We start from the raw sequence: 13,673 nt of genomic DNA on the forward strand, positions 1-13,673 counted from the left end.
ACGCAACGCAAACGAGTTAGCGCGTTACGCAAACAATTGACGAGAACATGCCTTCATCGTTGAAGGTCAGGTTCGACGCACTCGTACCCAGCTGGGCCTGGTCCACGCCTACCACCACTGGTAGGAGTTATGCAGGTAGTTTGCCAATTGAATATTTATTTCTAAAAATCATCATCTTAATTTATTTTTGTTGTGAGTTTTAGCGACAAGTGATCAAGGCTATGCTGCATGATTGGGCATGCAGCGACTGTTTTGCGGCATCTTGGTGCTAGAGGGGTGTGATGCGTGAGCCGATCATGTAGCTATTATTCATGTAAATAGACGGCATCAATATCAAGGGTGGAGTGGTTACCGATGGCCTCAAAGTGCTCGCTTAGCCAGCGTTCAGCGGCGGCTTGGCCCTGTTCAAATAGATGGCATAGAAAAGGCCACTCGGAATTGGATTTACTCGAGACAGAGAGCCCCTCAAGCGCCTGCTCGCCGCTGATGCGGTGGAACAACGCCTGTTGGTAGCAGTTTTCGATGCCTTGTTCATCGAGGGCGTGCTTTAGCAGGGCTATCATGCGGATCTCTTTAATCAGTGCTGAATTAAAGGTTATCTCGTTGAGGCGGTTCATAATGGCCGAGGCTGAAGTGGGGACTTCGTTACGGCTGATCGGGTTGATTTGTATCAGCAGAATATCCCTTGCGCTGCACTCCTCCATGAGTGGGAATAGCGCCGGATTACCCATGTAGCCACCATCCCAATACGCTTCGCCGTCGATCTCCACCGCTTGGAACATAAAGGGCAAGCAAGCGGAGGCCATTACCGCGTCAACGCTCATCTCTTCACGGCGGAACACCCGCTGTTTCCCCGTGCGTACGTTAGTCGCCGCCACAAACAGCTTAAGTTGTTGGCATTGTCTCACTCGCTCAAAATCAATGTGATCGGCCACGATATCGCGCAGCGGATTTATGTTGAGCGGGTTGAGTTGATAGGGGGAGGCCACCCGGCTTAACAGATCCATCGCAATAAAACCGGGCGAGTGATCCAGGCTCCAGTTGCCGGTTAATATATCCATGGGGGAACGGCGGATAGGGCTGGCCATACCCGCACGACTCACTGCTTGCCAAAAATCGTGCAGCGCTTGCCGTGCGGTCTCTTTATCGCCTCTTGTTAGCGCATCGGCCATTACCACGCCATTCATTGCCCCGGCGCTGGTGCCGCTGATGCCCTCAATTTCAATTCGGTCATCTGCCAGCAGGCAGTCAATGACACCCCAGGTATAAGCCCCGTGGGCGCCGCCGCCTTGTAACGCGAGGTCTAGCTTTTTGACCTTTGCCATATGCTTTTCCCATTGCAGCTGGTGAGGAAATCGGTTCCAGTGACACCAGCATGGCATAGGCGGCGAGATAAGACGAAAGGCTATTTAGCGCACTGGGTTTATTTAAGGCGCACCCGCGAGCGGTGAGTGATGGTTGGTTGAGTATGGCGCCTCAAATATGGCGTGCTCCATGAGGTTGTCCAACTGCAGGGCGAGCTGCTGGCTGGCTTCTTCCATTACACCTAAGGCAGCCAGTTGGCCATTGCGGTCGCCCAAGCGGGCAAACTTCAGTGCTTCGGCACCGCTTTCGTGCATGCGGCGATGGGGTGCGGCCAGCGCTCGATAAGCATCGGTGCGAGCATAGCGTTGGTGGCCTTCACCGTGTTGATGCCAACGGCCCAAACGGCATTGGTGATGATCTTCTAGCAGGGTGTCTGTATTAGCAGACAGTAGCTGCTTATAAAGTCGGCATTTCCACACCGCATGATCAAGCTTAGCCGAGTGTAAAAAAGCAGCGGTGGCGCTGTGATGAATGACCTTATGCATATGCTGAGCCTGGTCAGCAAGCTGACCCACTGTCTGTTTAGCTGTTTGTGCCGAGCGGGCAATCTCATCGTCGGCCAAACGCTTTTTCAATACGGCTTGGGAGTGCTCTCTTACCTGGCTATTAATTTGCTCCATCAGAAGACTGAGCTGGTGGCTCAATTGGTGCATATTAAGTGCTAAGCGGTGAACGTCGTCAGCAATGGCTGCCAACCCTGGCGCTTCCTGGGCAGCGGCGTCAGCGCTACCCAGTAGACCTTGGCTATGGGCCGTTTCAAGCGCCGTGCTAACTGCTAACGCTTGGGCGTGGCCCGCATTACGTGCGAGGGCAACCTGCAATTGGCTTAGGGTATGTAAGGTTTTGGCTAGCACTAACGGGGGCAATGCTTCGGCATGCGCAGTGTCGAGGCAGCGCTGATCAAGGGTATTAACCGCTAGTTCAGCAGCGGCGATTAAATTACTAGTCTCCGTCAGGGTAGCGCGCTCTCCGGCAAGCTGGTCGGCGTATTCCTGAATGCCGCTGTTTAGCGCAGCCAGCATATCCGCGCCTCTCGCCTGAAGCATGCCAATGGATTGTGCTGGTTTCATCAGGCTTAACAGGCGGCAACTGGGGGTGGCAGCGTCAAGCTGAGTGCGTAACTCGGCAACTTCCTGCTCCAGGCGACGAATTTTTTGATACGGGTGAATAAAGGTGAACATGGCAGAGACACCTACGGCAGATAGCAATGCTTTGTGTTAATTTGTCACGAAGTATTGCAGAGGGTTCCCCTCTACGCTTGATCTAACGGCCGTAAATGATGAAATTGAGCTGTCAATTGCCTGCGAGACTGAGGTTGTTAACGCTCACCTTGACTAAAAGCCCCACATTAGCGCTGGGCAAGCTGTGCCGCGGCGGCCGTGCAGCCTAAAAATGCGGAAGTGGCCAGCCACTCGGCATCGGGATAATAAGCGAAAACGTACTGATCTTCTTTCAAGCTGTTTATTAGCGGGTACGTGACGTCTTCACGCACTGCTGGGCAGCCATGGCTGCGTCCGAGTCTTCCCGTTTGGGTGATAAAGGCATCGCTTACATAGTCAGCGCCGTGGATCACAATAGCGCGCTCAAACGCCAAGTCATTAACGTTAGGTTCAAGCCCCTCCAAGCGAAGCGAATAGCCGTTGCGGCCGTAATAGCTGTTCATGGTGCGAAATAGGCCGATGCTGGATTGGTGGCTGTCGGGGGTGTTGGAAAACGTCTCTGCTTGGGCGTCGCCGGAACCTTGGCCGTGGGAGACAAGCTCTTCGAAGAGTAACTTATGCTGGTGCAAATCAAATACCCACATGCGCGGCTCGGTAGACGGTAAGGAGTAATCGATCACCGCCAAGCGCTCGGCATTGGGTTCTGCGCAGTTAAGGGCTTGAGCGGCTAAACGCAGCGCATCGGGAGACGCCTGAGGGGCGAGCTGCTGCAGCTGATGGTGTAAAGGCAGTATGCCGCGGGGCGGCGTTGAATCAACTTGGGCAAAGAAACTGGCAGCGTGTAGCGGTAATGTAAATAATGTAAAAGGTAGAGAAAATAATAACGTGGCAACATTTAAACGCAGAGCCATAAAAGTCGATCCTTAAAGCAATATCAGTCATTATGAAGATTAGCCGACTAAGATAAAAAAACAGGGTCGGTGATGTGGAAGGCTATAGTAACGCAAGGAGAGGGCGATGAACGAGATACAGCCACTAAGACAATGGGCGATAGGGGTCGCTCTATGTCTCACGCTTACCCACAGCCCTTTAGGCATTAGCCATGCGTATGCGGATTCAGCGCCATTGCAACAGGCGCTGAATCAACAAGTAAGCGCGGTGGAAGCGCACCCGTTGCCCATTGCTGAATTTTACCAACTGCGCGATGGTCAGCCCGCTTGGCAGGCAGTCAGGGCGGTGGAATCACTGGTTGCCGCACTCAACAGCTTGGAAACCGACGGTTTAACGCCTGAGGATTACCATGCTGACAGGCTGCTTGATGAGTTTCAGCGCAGTCAGGCAAGCAGTGAATCCGCCCAGGCGGCGTTTGATATTAAAGCGACGCGGTCGCTACTGCTGGCGCTGGATCATCTAGAGCGCGGCAAGGTGAACCCGCGAGATGTCGAGCCCCAGTGGGATGCGCCACGCCCTGAACGTAGCTACTCTCTGATGCGCGTTGTGCATGCCGTCGATGATTATGCGCTTGATAACGCTATCGCGCTGGCCCGGCCTTCATCAGCGGCATATCAACAGTTGCGCGACGCTTTGAAGCAGCATTATCAACTGGTTAACTTGGGGAGCGTGCCCTACTTGGACGCGCGGGATGAGTCGCTTCGGCCTGGGGATGAAGACGACGATGTGAGCGTGCTGCGTCAACGGTTAGCGCTGTGGGGTGAGGCTGATTTACAGGTAGCTGACAGCAGTGCTTATCCCATGATTGGGGTACAGGCGGCGTCTAATCGGCGCATCTTTGACGCACCGCTGGAAGCCGCTGTGAGACGTTTTCAGCGCCGTCATCTGCTACAGGAGGATGGTGTGGTAGGCGAACAAACTCGCCTGGCGTTGAACACCTCGGTGGCGTCGCGAATCGATCAGCTGCGGGTCAATTTAGAACGCGCGCGGTGGATCCGTCCGATGCAGTCTTCCGAGCCACGGGTATGGGTTGATATTGCAGGCTACCGGATGCACTACGTGCGTCCTAACGGACAGCACTGGGATGCCCGTGTAGTGGTAGGAACGCCGCGTCGTGAGACGCCGATTATCCATTCCACGATCAGCCATTTAACCATTAATCCTTCCTGGACAATCCCACCGACGATTATGCGCGAGGATGTATTGCCCCAGGTGCGTGCCGATATCGACTACTTGGCGCGTAAAAATATCCAGGTGATTAGTCCCATGGGCGAACCGCTCGCTGCAGAGGAGATCGACTGGCAGCGCCCTGGCGGCGTTATGTTGCGCCAAGTGGCGGGTGCGGGTAATCCGCTAGGTCGCGTCGTGGTGCGGTTTCCCAACGATGACATGATCTATTTGCACGACACCCCTGCGCGTGGCTTGTTCCGGCGCGATCAGCGTGCACTCAGTTCAGGTTGTATTCGGGTTGAAGGTGTGGCTGAGCTGGCGCAAATGCTGCTGCAAGATACCGGCAGTCGTTACCAAATGAGTTCGCTGTTAAATGGGGGGAGTGATCGTAATGTGAACTTATCCCAGCGTATACCCATTGCACTGCATTACTTAACCGCGTGGCCGAATGCGGAAGGTGAAGTGGAGTTTAGGCCTGATATCTACCGCCGTGATGCAGCGCTACTGGCCGCCCTGCAGCGGCCAGTTTAGATAGGTGAAAATATCGTAAGGGTTCTTCGTCATTCAGTGTGGAATTATTTCTGACAGCCTGACAGTTAACCTGTGGGAGGGAGCTTTAGCTCGCGACCGTTTAGGCTGCCAGCCTGACAACATCGGGATACCTTCGGTACCCTTCGCCGAAGTGTCGGACTACCACTGTAAGCGGCCTCCCAGAACAGACAGTTGGCTTGGTGGTTTGTGTCTGAACCGTGAGAAATGTGCCGGTTAATACTAAATCCACTGTAGATGACGAATAACCATCGTAAGCCAATGCAAAACACCGCCTAGTGGCGGTGTTTTGCGTTTGAGTTTCCGGTGGCTATAAAGCGGTCGCTAGTCGTCGCTTTCCTGCTGATAATTAGCCACGCTAACCGGCCCTGTTTCGCCGCTTTCCAGTGTGGCTAATATTGGCGCTGCTTGGTTCTGGAACGCAATAAGCGTGTCGCCGCTCAAACTGGTGTTCTCGGGTAAGGGAACGGTCATCGCATTCACCGGCGAATTGTTAACGATGACTTCATAATGCAGATGTGGACCGGTGCTCCGGCCTGTGTTACCTGACAAGGCAATACGCTCTCCCATGGTCACGTGTTCACCTTGCTTCACCAGCGGGCGGGAGAGGTGCAGGTAGCGCGTCCGGTAGCCATTGTCATGACGGACGACAATATAGCGTCCTGCGGCGTGATGGTTACTGACGCGCTCAACAACACCATTGGCGGGAGCCGTTACCGGCGTGCCAATGGGCATAGCAAAGTCGGTGCCGTTATGGGGGCTAATGCGGCCAGTCACCGGGTGCTTCCGGCGTGGATTGAAACCTGAGCTTAACCGATAGCTGCCTTCAAACGGGTGGCGGGCAAAGGCGGGATCCAAACTTCCGCCCTCAGGGGTATAGAAATTATCGTCGTTGGCATTGCGCACTACGGTTAAGTCCATGCGTTCGCCGTCGTATTGCACCGCGAGTACGCGAGAATCAAGCGTTTCCCCATCGATCATGTCTGACTCGACTAGAACCTGGAAGCGATCACCGCGGCGGCTGTCACGCCGAAAATCGAGTTTCTTTTCGAGCAGCTTTGTTAGTTCCGTTACCGAGCCGCTGTTCAAGCCTGTTGCCTGGGCGGAGCGTGCAAAACTACCGCTGACGCTACCTGCATAGAGACGCTGAACAGGTTCGCCCTGGCGCTCTATAGTGGTAATGGCAAAGTGGTCTGCATCTTTCTCCAACAAAATGCCATCGCGGGTGTTTTTCATCATCCGCAGCGATAGCAAGCGCCCATCTTCATCTAACTGGTAATCGAAACTATGCCCGGCGCGCCAATTAGTTAACATGCGCTGGTCGGGTAAATCTTCCAGTAGGGCCATCACTTCGCTGTAGCCAAGGCCTAGTTCATTCTGCGCCAGTACGGCAAACGTTTCGCCGGATTCGACAATATGTGTTTCCCATTCAGGTACAAACGGCTCTTCTGCCGCCAGCTCTAATTCCAGGAAAGAGATATCATCAAATAGCTCAACCCCGTAGTCCTCATAAGAAGTGGCATCGGCTATTTCCACGGAGGAGGAGTCATCTACATCCAACATGCCACTGGATATCGTTCCCAGTACAATCGCCATATGCAGCGCGCCGTCATCAATACCGCTACTGGCTAGCGTTGTGGTGTTCAGTACTGCGGTATCGCTGCCCAAAACAGGTTGGTCTGCTATATCGGCTTCCGCACTAGATATATCGGCTTCCGCACTAGAAATGACGTCAAGATCAACGATCTCGGTTGCGGTGAGTTCACTGAGGGGGATATTTTCGCGGGTAGCGTCGAGGGCACGTGAGGCGCGGTCGATAGCTTCTGCCACCGGAGTGCGTTCCTGACGCAGGGAAGGAACACCCGGAGTAGAGTCGCTTGGAAGCGGTACCAGCACGCTTTCAAGCGGTGTGTTTATTTGATTTAAATCTTGGTATGTCGTCAATAATTTTTGTGTGCCCAGCACTGTGACCATTGTGGCCACGGGTAACAGTAATAATTTATGCGTACGGGGCAGCGAATGGAGGATTCGCAACATGGGTAAATGGACCGCCGAGTTCGTGATTAAAAGTAACTATAAAGTGAATAAACCCGGAAACCATACCCCATGAAGGCGGGAGTGCATAGACTGTATATCTATACATAAAATGTAATTAAATACAAAAATGGTAACAATAGATAGAGATTACTATTTATAAACACCGTTTGCTAACAAATGTAACCAATAGAGCGTGCTAACTAAATATTCTGAGTGCACTATAGACGAAAACTATGTTTTTAAAAACTCAAATATAACCTGTGTCGAATATTTTTCTGCCGCTAGCCGCTAATCTTAAGCATTTTACAAGCATGGGCGGAAGTGTTGGCTGTTTCCTGGCATCCTAGCCATGTTTTCGAACACAAGTTTTTTCGAACATTAAGCGCATTGTTTCGCTGTATTGCGTTGAGGAAATCGAAATGTCCCGGGTAACACTTTCACAATGGCAAATGCTGGCTGCCGTGGTTGACCACGGTGGGTTTGCGCGTGCGGCAGAGGCGGTACATAAAAGCCCCTCCACATTGAACCATGCCGTTCATAAGTTAGAAGAGCAGTTAGGTGTCCAGGTGTTGGAGCCCATTGGCCGACAAGTGCGTTTAACTGAAGCGGGCGAGCTGCTGCTTCGGCGTGCGCGTCAATTAATAGAGAGCGCGGCGTCACTGGAAGATGTCGCTACCCGGCTGGCCGCGGGCTTAGAAGCAGAAGTGGTGTTGGCAATCGATCAGGTGTTTCCTGCCGCCGCCCAAGCCAAAGCGTTAGAACGCTTTTCTGAGACATTCCCCCAAGTACGTGTTCAGTTACACGAAAGTGTGCTCAATGGTGGCATTGAAATGCTTTACGATGGCCGCGCAGACTTGGTGGTCTCCGGGATTGAGGCGCAGGGCTTCTTGGGCGAGCCGTTAGTAACCGTGCGTTTTGTTGCGGTGGCGCATCCCCAGCATGCGCTGCACCAGTTGGGTCGCTCGTTGGATCTGCGCGATTTGGCCCAGCATCGGCAGTTGGTAGTGCGTGATTCAGCACTGCGCCAATCAACTAACGCTGGCTGGTTAAAAGCTGAACAGCGCTGGACCGTCAGTCACCTAAACACCTCGCTGGATATGCTAAGGCGTGGTCTAGGCTTTGCCTGGATGCCGGAAACCCGCATTGCTGATGAGTTAAAAAGCGGTCAATTAAAGCCGCTGCCCCTGCCAGCGGGCGGTATTCGTGAAGTGCCGATTCAGATGATATTTCGCGACCGTGATCGGGCAGGGCCTGCGGCCCATGCGATGGCCGCCGCTCTGAAACAAGCTGTGGTAAGCGAGTGCGCGCTGCATGATTCGACTGACTCGAATGAAAGGCCGTAAAACATCCGCTTGAGCCTCCCTGAAGCGGGCGTATGCTGAAAAAAGTAACGCGATATAAGACCCCAAAAGACTTTTCAGGAGACGCCTCATGGGATTGCTTGTAAACGGCAAATGGCAAGATCAGTGGTATGACACCAAAAAACACGGCGGCGAGTTTGTACGCGAATCCGCTCAGTTACGCGATTGGGTGGGTGACCAGCCCGAAACAGAGGGTGACTGCTACCCAGCGGAAAAAGAGCGTTACCATTTATATGTCTCGCTCGCCTGCCCCTGGGCGCATCGAGCGCTGATTATGCGTAAGCTGAAAGGGCTGGAGCCAATGATCGGCACTTCCCATGTTAGCCCCTTAATGCTCGACCAAGGCTGGACGTACAACCAGGACGAAGGTGCCAGCGGCGACCCCATTAACGGCGTCGACTTTCACCACCAGCTGTATACCATGACCGACCCACACTATACCGGTCGTGTCACCGTGCCCGTGCTATGGGACAAGCAGCGCAGCGCCATCGTAAATAATGAGTCTGCGGATCTATTGCGTATGTTTAACCATGCGTTTGATGAGTTGACCGGCAATGATTTGGATTTTTACCCAGAAGACCTGCGTGGCGTCATTGATGATGTAAACGCCGATGTCTACGACCATATTAATAACGGTGTCTATAAATCAGGCTTTGCCACTGAGCAGGCGGTTTATGAGAAGCATGTGAAGGCACTGTTTGACGCGCTAGAGCGTATGGAAGCGCGTTTGGCCGAACATCGTTACCTAGCAGGAGAGTGGTTAACCGAAGCAGATATCCGTCTGTTTACGACGCTGATCCGTTTTGATGCGGTTTACTATGGTCATTTCAAATGCAACTTTAAGCGCATTGAGGATTATCCCAACCTTGCCAATTACGTGAGGGAAATCTATCAGTGGCCCGGGGTGGCTGAGACCGTCAATATGGATCACATCAAACGCCACTACTATTATAGCCACGACACAATTAACCCGACGCGGATTGTGCCAGCAGGTCCACTGCTCGATTTTCAGCGGCCCCATGACCGCGAGCGTTTGCCGGGCAAGGGTGTACGGCGTAAACAGGCTAGTAGAGAGGTATAAATAGGTCGGGTATCGCCAAGCGATGCCCATCAAATAAGCCCATCAAAAAAGGGCCGCCCAATTGGGTGGCCCTTTTTAATAGCGTTACGATTTTTGGCTAGCGCTAGGATATTCCTAAACGCTGCAAATTATCGTTAACCATTATCATCGATATCTAATGCTTCACGGGTACGCTGCCAAGCGCTTTCAGCACCTTCTTGTGTGGTTTGCCAAGCGTCGCGAGCGTTCGCTTTGGTCTGTTCCCACCACTCGTTGTTATAAGCGGGGAAACCTTCTACCTCTTCCTGGCTGGCTTCGACCATGATGCGATGTTCTGTATCACCGTCGGCTTCCGTTTCGGTTTCGAGGGTGAAGTAATCGGTATCTACAACGATCTCGCGACCACCGAGGCCCAATACTGAACCGCTTTCGATCACAATCGCGGTAATGCGCATCTCTTCATCAAACAGGATGTCATCGACGTCGCCAATCTCTTCACCGGAACCGCCAGCAAAATAGACTTCTGCATCGAGAATATCATCGGCAGAATACATGCCTTGGGGTTCGTTGGATGCATTGGCACTCATGGCGACGCTGCCCATTAAGGCCGTGCCGATAGCGGTTGTCAAAATCGTCTTTGTTAAAGTCGTCTTACGCATAGCATCTCTCCATGTGGCTACGATAGATGGTAGGCCGCCTATTGAGTGCGGATAAAATCGCCGACCTACTTAAAACGGAAACAGAGCATTGAAGGTGCAGTAAAAATGCTACTGCTTGTCAGCCCAGTCATCGGCTTGGCGCTCTGCTTCTTCGCGCTCAAGGCCATACTTTTGCTGAAGCTTGCCCACCAGCTGATCTTTCTTACCACCGATCTGATCCAATTCATCGTCGGTAAGCTCGCCCCAGCTAGAACGTGCTTTGCCCTTCATCTCTTTCCATTTGCCTTCGATTTGATCCCAGTTCATTGCGTCGCTCCTTGAGAATAGTGAACTTGATTAGGCACTTTCCAGGTTAGACCATATGTGCATGAGTGCAAGTCCTTGTTCCAATGTGGTGTAAGTTAAAAGTACTGGTCAGACGCCAAATGCAATGGTAGGATGCGCCCTCCTCGCATGTGTTGACCCCTCCATCACGACGGTAAGCGTTTAACTGCATAGTTATTAATGAGTAGATGTTGATAGTTATATGTAGTGTCGCTTGCGGGAACATCTCGCCAATTGCTAGATGTTCATTGCTGTGTAGATGGCGCGCCTCCAGTATTTCACCACACGGGTGAAATCGGCGCAGAAGGTCGCCACAACGGTTGGCCCGCTAATGCGTTGTTTGCCAACCGGATGCTAGGTGCGACCGGCGTCTCCGACTCCACTGATGGCTTTGACCGCTATGGCGGTGCCTGTTATCGACGATGACCACACGTTATGTCGTTGTACGATGACTGAGTCAGAGACGCTTATGATGTTTTTTGCCGGTACTTGCCGGCCTACCAAGGTGTGATTAATGACCTCGACTTCTGTCGCCTCGCCGAGCTTCGGCGATCTGGCTCTTTTGCCTGCCGTTCTGTCTGCTGTTGAATCACAGGGCTACCTAGTTCCCTCGCCGATTCAGGCGCAAACCATTCCTGCGCTGCTTGAAGGCCGCGATATGCTGGGCCAGGCCCAGACGGGTACCGGCAAAACCGCAGCGTTTGCATTACCGTTACTGTCACGTTTAGAACTAACTCGCCGCGAGCCGCAGGTGTTGGTAATGGCACCAACCCGCGAGCTTGCTCAGCAAGTAGCTGCCTCGTTTAGTAAGTATGGCCAAAACCTGAAAGGTCTCGAAGTGGCGACCCTATGCGGTGGTCAAGAGTACCGTGAGCAGTTGGGCGCCCTTAAGCGTGGTGCGCAAGTAGTAGTAGGCACCCCAGGCCGTATTATTGATCACCTGGATCGCGGTAGCCTGAAGCTTGATGGCCTCTCCGCCCTGGTGCTGGATGAAGCTGATGAAATGTTGCGCATGGGCTTTATCGACGACGTAAAACGCGTGGTCGCCGATACCCCGAAAGATGCTCAGCGCGTGTTCTTCTCGGCGACACTGCCGACTGAGATTGAGCGCATCGTTAACCGTTACTTGGTTAACCCTGTGAAAGTTGCGATTGAGTCGGGCACCACGACCGGCGAAAACATCGAACAGCGCATTGTCCGCGTTGACGGTGGCGCTAAGCTTGAAGCGCTTTCGCGCATTCTTGAAGTCGAGCCGGTTGATGGGGCCATCGTCTTTGTGCGTACCCGTGCAGCTTGTACCACGCTCGTTGAGCAGTTGACTGCTCGTGGCGTTAACGCCGCTGGCCTATCGGGTGATCTTGATCAGAGCCTGCGTGAGCGCACTATTACACGCTTGAAGCGCGGCAAAGTCGACGTGCTGATCGCTACCGATGTAGCTGCCCGTGGTCTTGACGTGTCGCGCATCACTCACGTTATCAACTACGATCTGCCTCAGGATGCAGAAGCTTACACGCACCGTATCGGTCGTACCGGTCGTGCGGGTCGTAGCGGTATCGCGATTACCTTTGCTGGCTTCCGTGAAGGCCGCAAAGTCGGCTGGATGGAGCAGGCGACTGGTCAGAAAATGACCGAAATGCCGCTGCCTGACGAAGCCGCTATTCGTGCCCACCGCGATGACGTCTTCTATCAGCGTGTCACTGCCTCCCTGACCAAGGGTGCAGAAGAGCAGCGTGCGCTGATTGAGCGTCTGATCGAAGAGGGCCATGACCCGATCGAGCTGACCTGTGCGTTTGCCGCGATGGCTCGCGCTGACGAAGCGCCTATCGGTCGCCTACAGGCGCCGCGCAAAGAGAAGCCCATGCGTGAAGGTGCGTCTGGTGGTAAACCGGGTGCACGCCGCGAACGCACTGGCGCGCCGACTGAAGGCATGACACGCTACCGCGTATCGGTTGGCCATAAAGATGGCGTCAAGCCTGGTCAACTAGTTGGTGCCCTCGCCAACGAAGGTGGCATTGAAGGCGCGCGTATCGGTCGTATCGATATTCGCAACGCTTTCTCTGTGGTCGAACTGCCGAGCGGCTTGCCCTCGACGATTCTGACCAAGATGGCCCGTGCCCGTGTGGCTGGCCGTCCGCTGGAAATCAGCGAAGACAGCGCACCGGCTGAGCGCGCCCCGCGCCGTCGTCGTGACGAAGGCGATGCGCCGGTTCGTCGTCGCGAACGCGCATAAGGATTAATCAGCTGCCGCCAAGCGGCAACTGAGGACATCTCAACGCCCCCGCACCTTTACTGGTGCGGGGGCGTTTTTTTGCTACCTTATTCATCATTAACCGTTTCAAGGAGGAAACCATGTCCTCACCACTACACGAATGGAGTTTGGCTCCGCGAGAGGCGAGGATGCTGCAGTCGCAACTGGCAAAGCGCTTGGAGCTAACTGATCGCCTGGCGCCGATAACGCATATCGCCGGGGTGGATATTGGGTTTGAAGAGGGCGGTGAAATCACCCGGGCAGCGGTGGTGGTATTGAAGTGGGATCCTGCCACTGCACCCGATTTAAGCGTGGTAGAGCAGGTGGTGCACCGCGAGCCCACCCGAATGCCGTACATCCCCGGTTTGCTTTCGTTTCGCGAAATCCCCGCCGCGCTAGGGGCGTTTGAAAAACTCAGCGTGATGCCGGAACTGGTGATGGTCGATGGCCAAGGGATTGCCCACCCACGCCGGTTAGGCGTGGCGGCCCACTTGGGGCTATGGCTGGATTTGCCCACCATCGGCATTGCCAAGTCACGCCTATATGGCCAACACGCTGAGGTGGGCGAGCAGCGTGGCGACTGGGAGCCGCTCTACGCGGGACAGGAAACCATTGGTGCCGTTTTGCGCTCCCGCACCAAGGTCAAACCCGTGTACGTATCGCCTGGTCACCGAATCACTTTAGAAACCTCGCTGACCTGGGTGCTGCGCTGCTTAGGGCGTACCAAGCTACCTGAGCCAACGCGCCTGGCGGATCGCTTAGCCTCGCGGCGCGATCAGCGGAGGTAGT

12 protein-coding genes are annotated in these 13,673 nt (G+C 53.9%); 6 read left to right on the forward strand and 6 right to left on the reverse strand.

The window, feature by feature from the left end:
- Window positions 1-305: 305 nt before the first annotated feature.
- From SR894_RS04550 to SR894_RS04560, 3 genes are all read right to left on the reverse strand, one after another.
- Window positions 306-1,325 carry a patatin-like phospholipase family protein gene (locus SR894_RS04550; protein WP_223287822.1) on the reverse strand — a complete coding sequence of 340 codons (1,020 nt, stop codon included), beginning with the start codon at window positions 1,323-1,325 and terminating at the stop codon, window positions 306-308.
- 102 nt (window positions 1,326-1,427) lie between these two features.
- Window positions 1,428-2,546 carry a CZB domain-containing protein gene (locus SR894_RS04555; protein WP_223287821.1) on the reverse strand — a complete coding sequence of 373 codons (1,119 nt, stop codon included), beginning with the start codon at window positions 2,544-2,546 and terminating at the stop codon, window positions 1,428-1,430.
- Between the two features lie 167 nt (window positions 2,547-2,713).
- Complete coding sequence (locus SR894_RS04560) at window positions 2,714-3,436, reverse strand: murein L,D-transpeptidase catalytic domain family protein (RefSeq protein WP_133731315.1); 723 nt, start codon at window positions 3,434-3,436, stop codon at window positions 2,714-2,716.
- A 106-nt stretch (window positions 3,437-3,542) separates the two neighbouring features.
- On the opposite strand from SR894_RS04560, the gene SR894_RS04565 reads away from it, so the two are divergent.
- Entirely contained in the window at window positions 3,543-5,177 is a 1,635-nt protein-coding gene (locus SR894_RS04565; protein WP_223287820.1) for a L,D-transpeptidase family protein, read from the forward strand.
- A 342-nt stretch (window positions 5,178-5,519) separates the two neighbouring features.
- Here SR894_RS04565 and SR894_RS04570 read toward each other — a convergent pair whose 3' ends face one another.
- Window positions 5,520-7,232 carry a peptidoglycan DD-metalloendopeptidase family protein gene (locus tag SR894_RS04570; protein ID WP_133731313.1) on the reverse strand — a complete coding sequence of 571 codons (1,713 nt, stop codon included), beginning with the start codon at window positions 7,230-7,232 and terminating at the stop codon, window positions 5,520-5,522.
- A gap of 419 nt (window positions 7,233-7,651) precedes the next feature.
- On the opposite strand from SR894_RS04570, the gene SR894_RS04575 reads away from it, so the two are divergent.
- Both SR894_RS04575 and SR894_RS04580 read left to right on the forward strand, forming a co-directional pair.
- Complete coding sequence (locus SR894_RS04575) at window positions 7,652-8,575, forward strand: LysR family transcriptional regulator (protein WP_133731312.1); 924 nt, start codon at window positions 7,652-7,654, stop codon at window positions 8,573-8,575.
- Window positions 8,576-8,663: 88 nt separating this feature from the next.
- The gene (locus SR894_RS04580; RefSeq protein WP_133731311.1) at window positions 8,664-9,674 is read left to right on the forward strand and encodes a glutathione S-transferase family protein; all 1,011 of its coding nucleotides are present in this window, start codon (window positions 8,664-8,666) and stop codon (window positions 9,672-9,674) included.
- A gap of 134 nt (window positions 9,675-9,808) precedes the next feature.
- Here SR894_RS04580 and SR894_RS04585 read toward each other — a convergent pair whose 3' ends face one another.
- A complete protein-coding gene (locus SR894_RS04585) occupies window positions 9,809-10,240 on the reverse strand; it encodes a PRC-barrel domain-containing protein (RefSeq protein WP_133731357.1) in 432 nt (143 codons plus the stop codon).
- 180 nt (window positions 10,241-10,420) lie between these two features.
- On the reverse strand, window positions 10,421-10,618 hold the full coding sequence (locus tag SR894_RS04590; RefSeq protein ID WP_027959898.1) for a CsbD family protein: 198 nt from the start codon (window positions 10,616-10,618) through the stop codon (window positions 10,421-10,423).
- A gap of 252 nt (window positions 10,619-10,870) precedes the next feature.
- Here SR894_RS04590 and SR894_RS04595 point away from each other — a divergent pair, with 252 nt between their 5' ends.
- From SR894_RS04595 to nfi, 3 genes are all read left to right on the forward strand, one after another.
- Window positions 10,871-11,062: a hypothetical protein gene (locus SR894_RS04595; protein WP_133731310.1), complete on the forward strand. Its 192-nt coding sequence runs from the start codon at window positions 10,871-10,873 to the stop codon at window positions 11,060-11,062.
- Between the two features lie 88 nt (window positions 11,063-11,150).
- On the forward strand, window positions 11,151-12,866 hold the full coding sequence (locus SR894_RS04600) for a DEAD/DEAH box helicase (protein ID WP_223287819.1): 1,716 nt from the start codon (window positions 11,151-11,153) through the stop codon (window positions 12,864-12,866).
- A gap of 119 nt (window positions 12,867-12,985) precedes the next feature.
- The gene (gene nfi / locus SR894_RS04605; RefSeq protein ID WP_223287818.1) at window positions 12,986-13,672 is read left to right on the forward strand and encodes a deoxyribonuclease V; all 687 of its coding nucleotides are present in this window, start codon (window positions 12,986-12,988) and stop codon (window positions 13,670-13,672) included.
- The last annotated feature ends 1 nt before the right edge of the window (window position 13,673 follow it).

This window comes from Vreelandella neptunia (assembly GCF_034479615.1).
Lineage (GTDB): Bacteria > Pseudomonadota > Gammaproteobacteria > Pseudomonadales > Halomonadaceae > Vreelandella > Vreelandella neptunia.

Excerpts from the sequence above, each read along its gene's own strand:
- SR894_RS04550 (WP_223287822.1), bottom strand. The coding sequence starts at position 1,325 with ATGGCAAAGGTCAAAAAGCTAGACCTCGCGTTACAAGGCGGCGGCGCC.
- SR894_RS04555 (WP_223287821.1), bottom strand. The coding sequence starts at position 2,546 with ATGTTCACCTTTATTCACCCGTATCAAAAAATTCGTCGCCTGGAGCAG.
- SR894_RS04560 (WP_133731315.1), bottom strand. The coding sequence starts at position 3,436 with ATGGCTCTGCGTTTAAATGTTGCCACGTTATTATTTTCTCTACCTTTT.
- SR894_RS04565 (WP_223287820.1), top strand. The coding sequence starts at position 3,543 with ATGAACGAGATACAGCCACTAAGACAATGGGCGATAGGGGTCGCTCTA.
- SR894_RS04570 (WP_133731313.1), bottom strand. The coding sequence starts at position 7,232 with ATGTTGCGAATCCTCCATTCGCTGCCCCGTACGCATAAATTATTACTG.
- SR894_RS04575 (WP_133731312.1), top strand. The coding sequence starts at position 7,652 with ATGTCCCGGGTAACACTTTCACAATGGCAAATGCTGGCTGCCGTGGTT.
- SR894_RS04580 (WP_133731311.1), top strand. The coding sequence starts at position 8,664 with ATGGGATTGCTTGTAAACGGCAAATGGCAAGATCAGTGGTATGACACC.
- SR894_RS04585 (WP_133731357.1), bottom strand. The coding sequence starts at position 10,240 with ATGAGTGCCAATGCATCCAACGAACCCCAAGGCATGTATTCTGCCGAT.
- SR894_RS04590 (WP_027959898.1), bottom strand. The coding sequence starts at position 10,618 with ATGAACTGGGATCAAATCGAAGGCAAATGGAAAGAGATGAAGGGCAAA.
- SR894_RS04600 (WP_223287819.1), top strand. The coding sequence starts at position 11,151 with ATGACCTCGACTTCTGTCGCCTCGCCGAGCTTCGGCGATCTGGCTCTT.
- nfi (WP_223287818.1), top strand. The coding sequence starts at position 12,986 with ATGTCCTCACCACTACACGAATGGAGTTTGGCTCCGCGAGAGGCGAGG.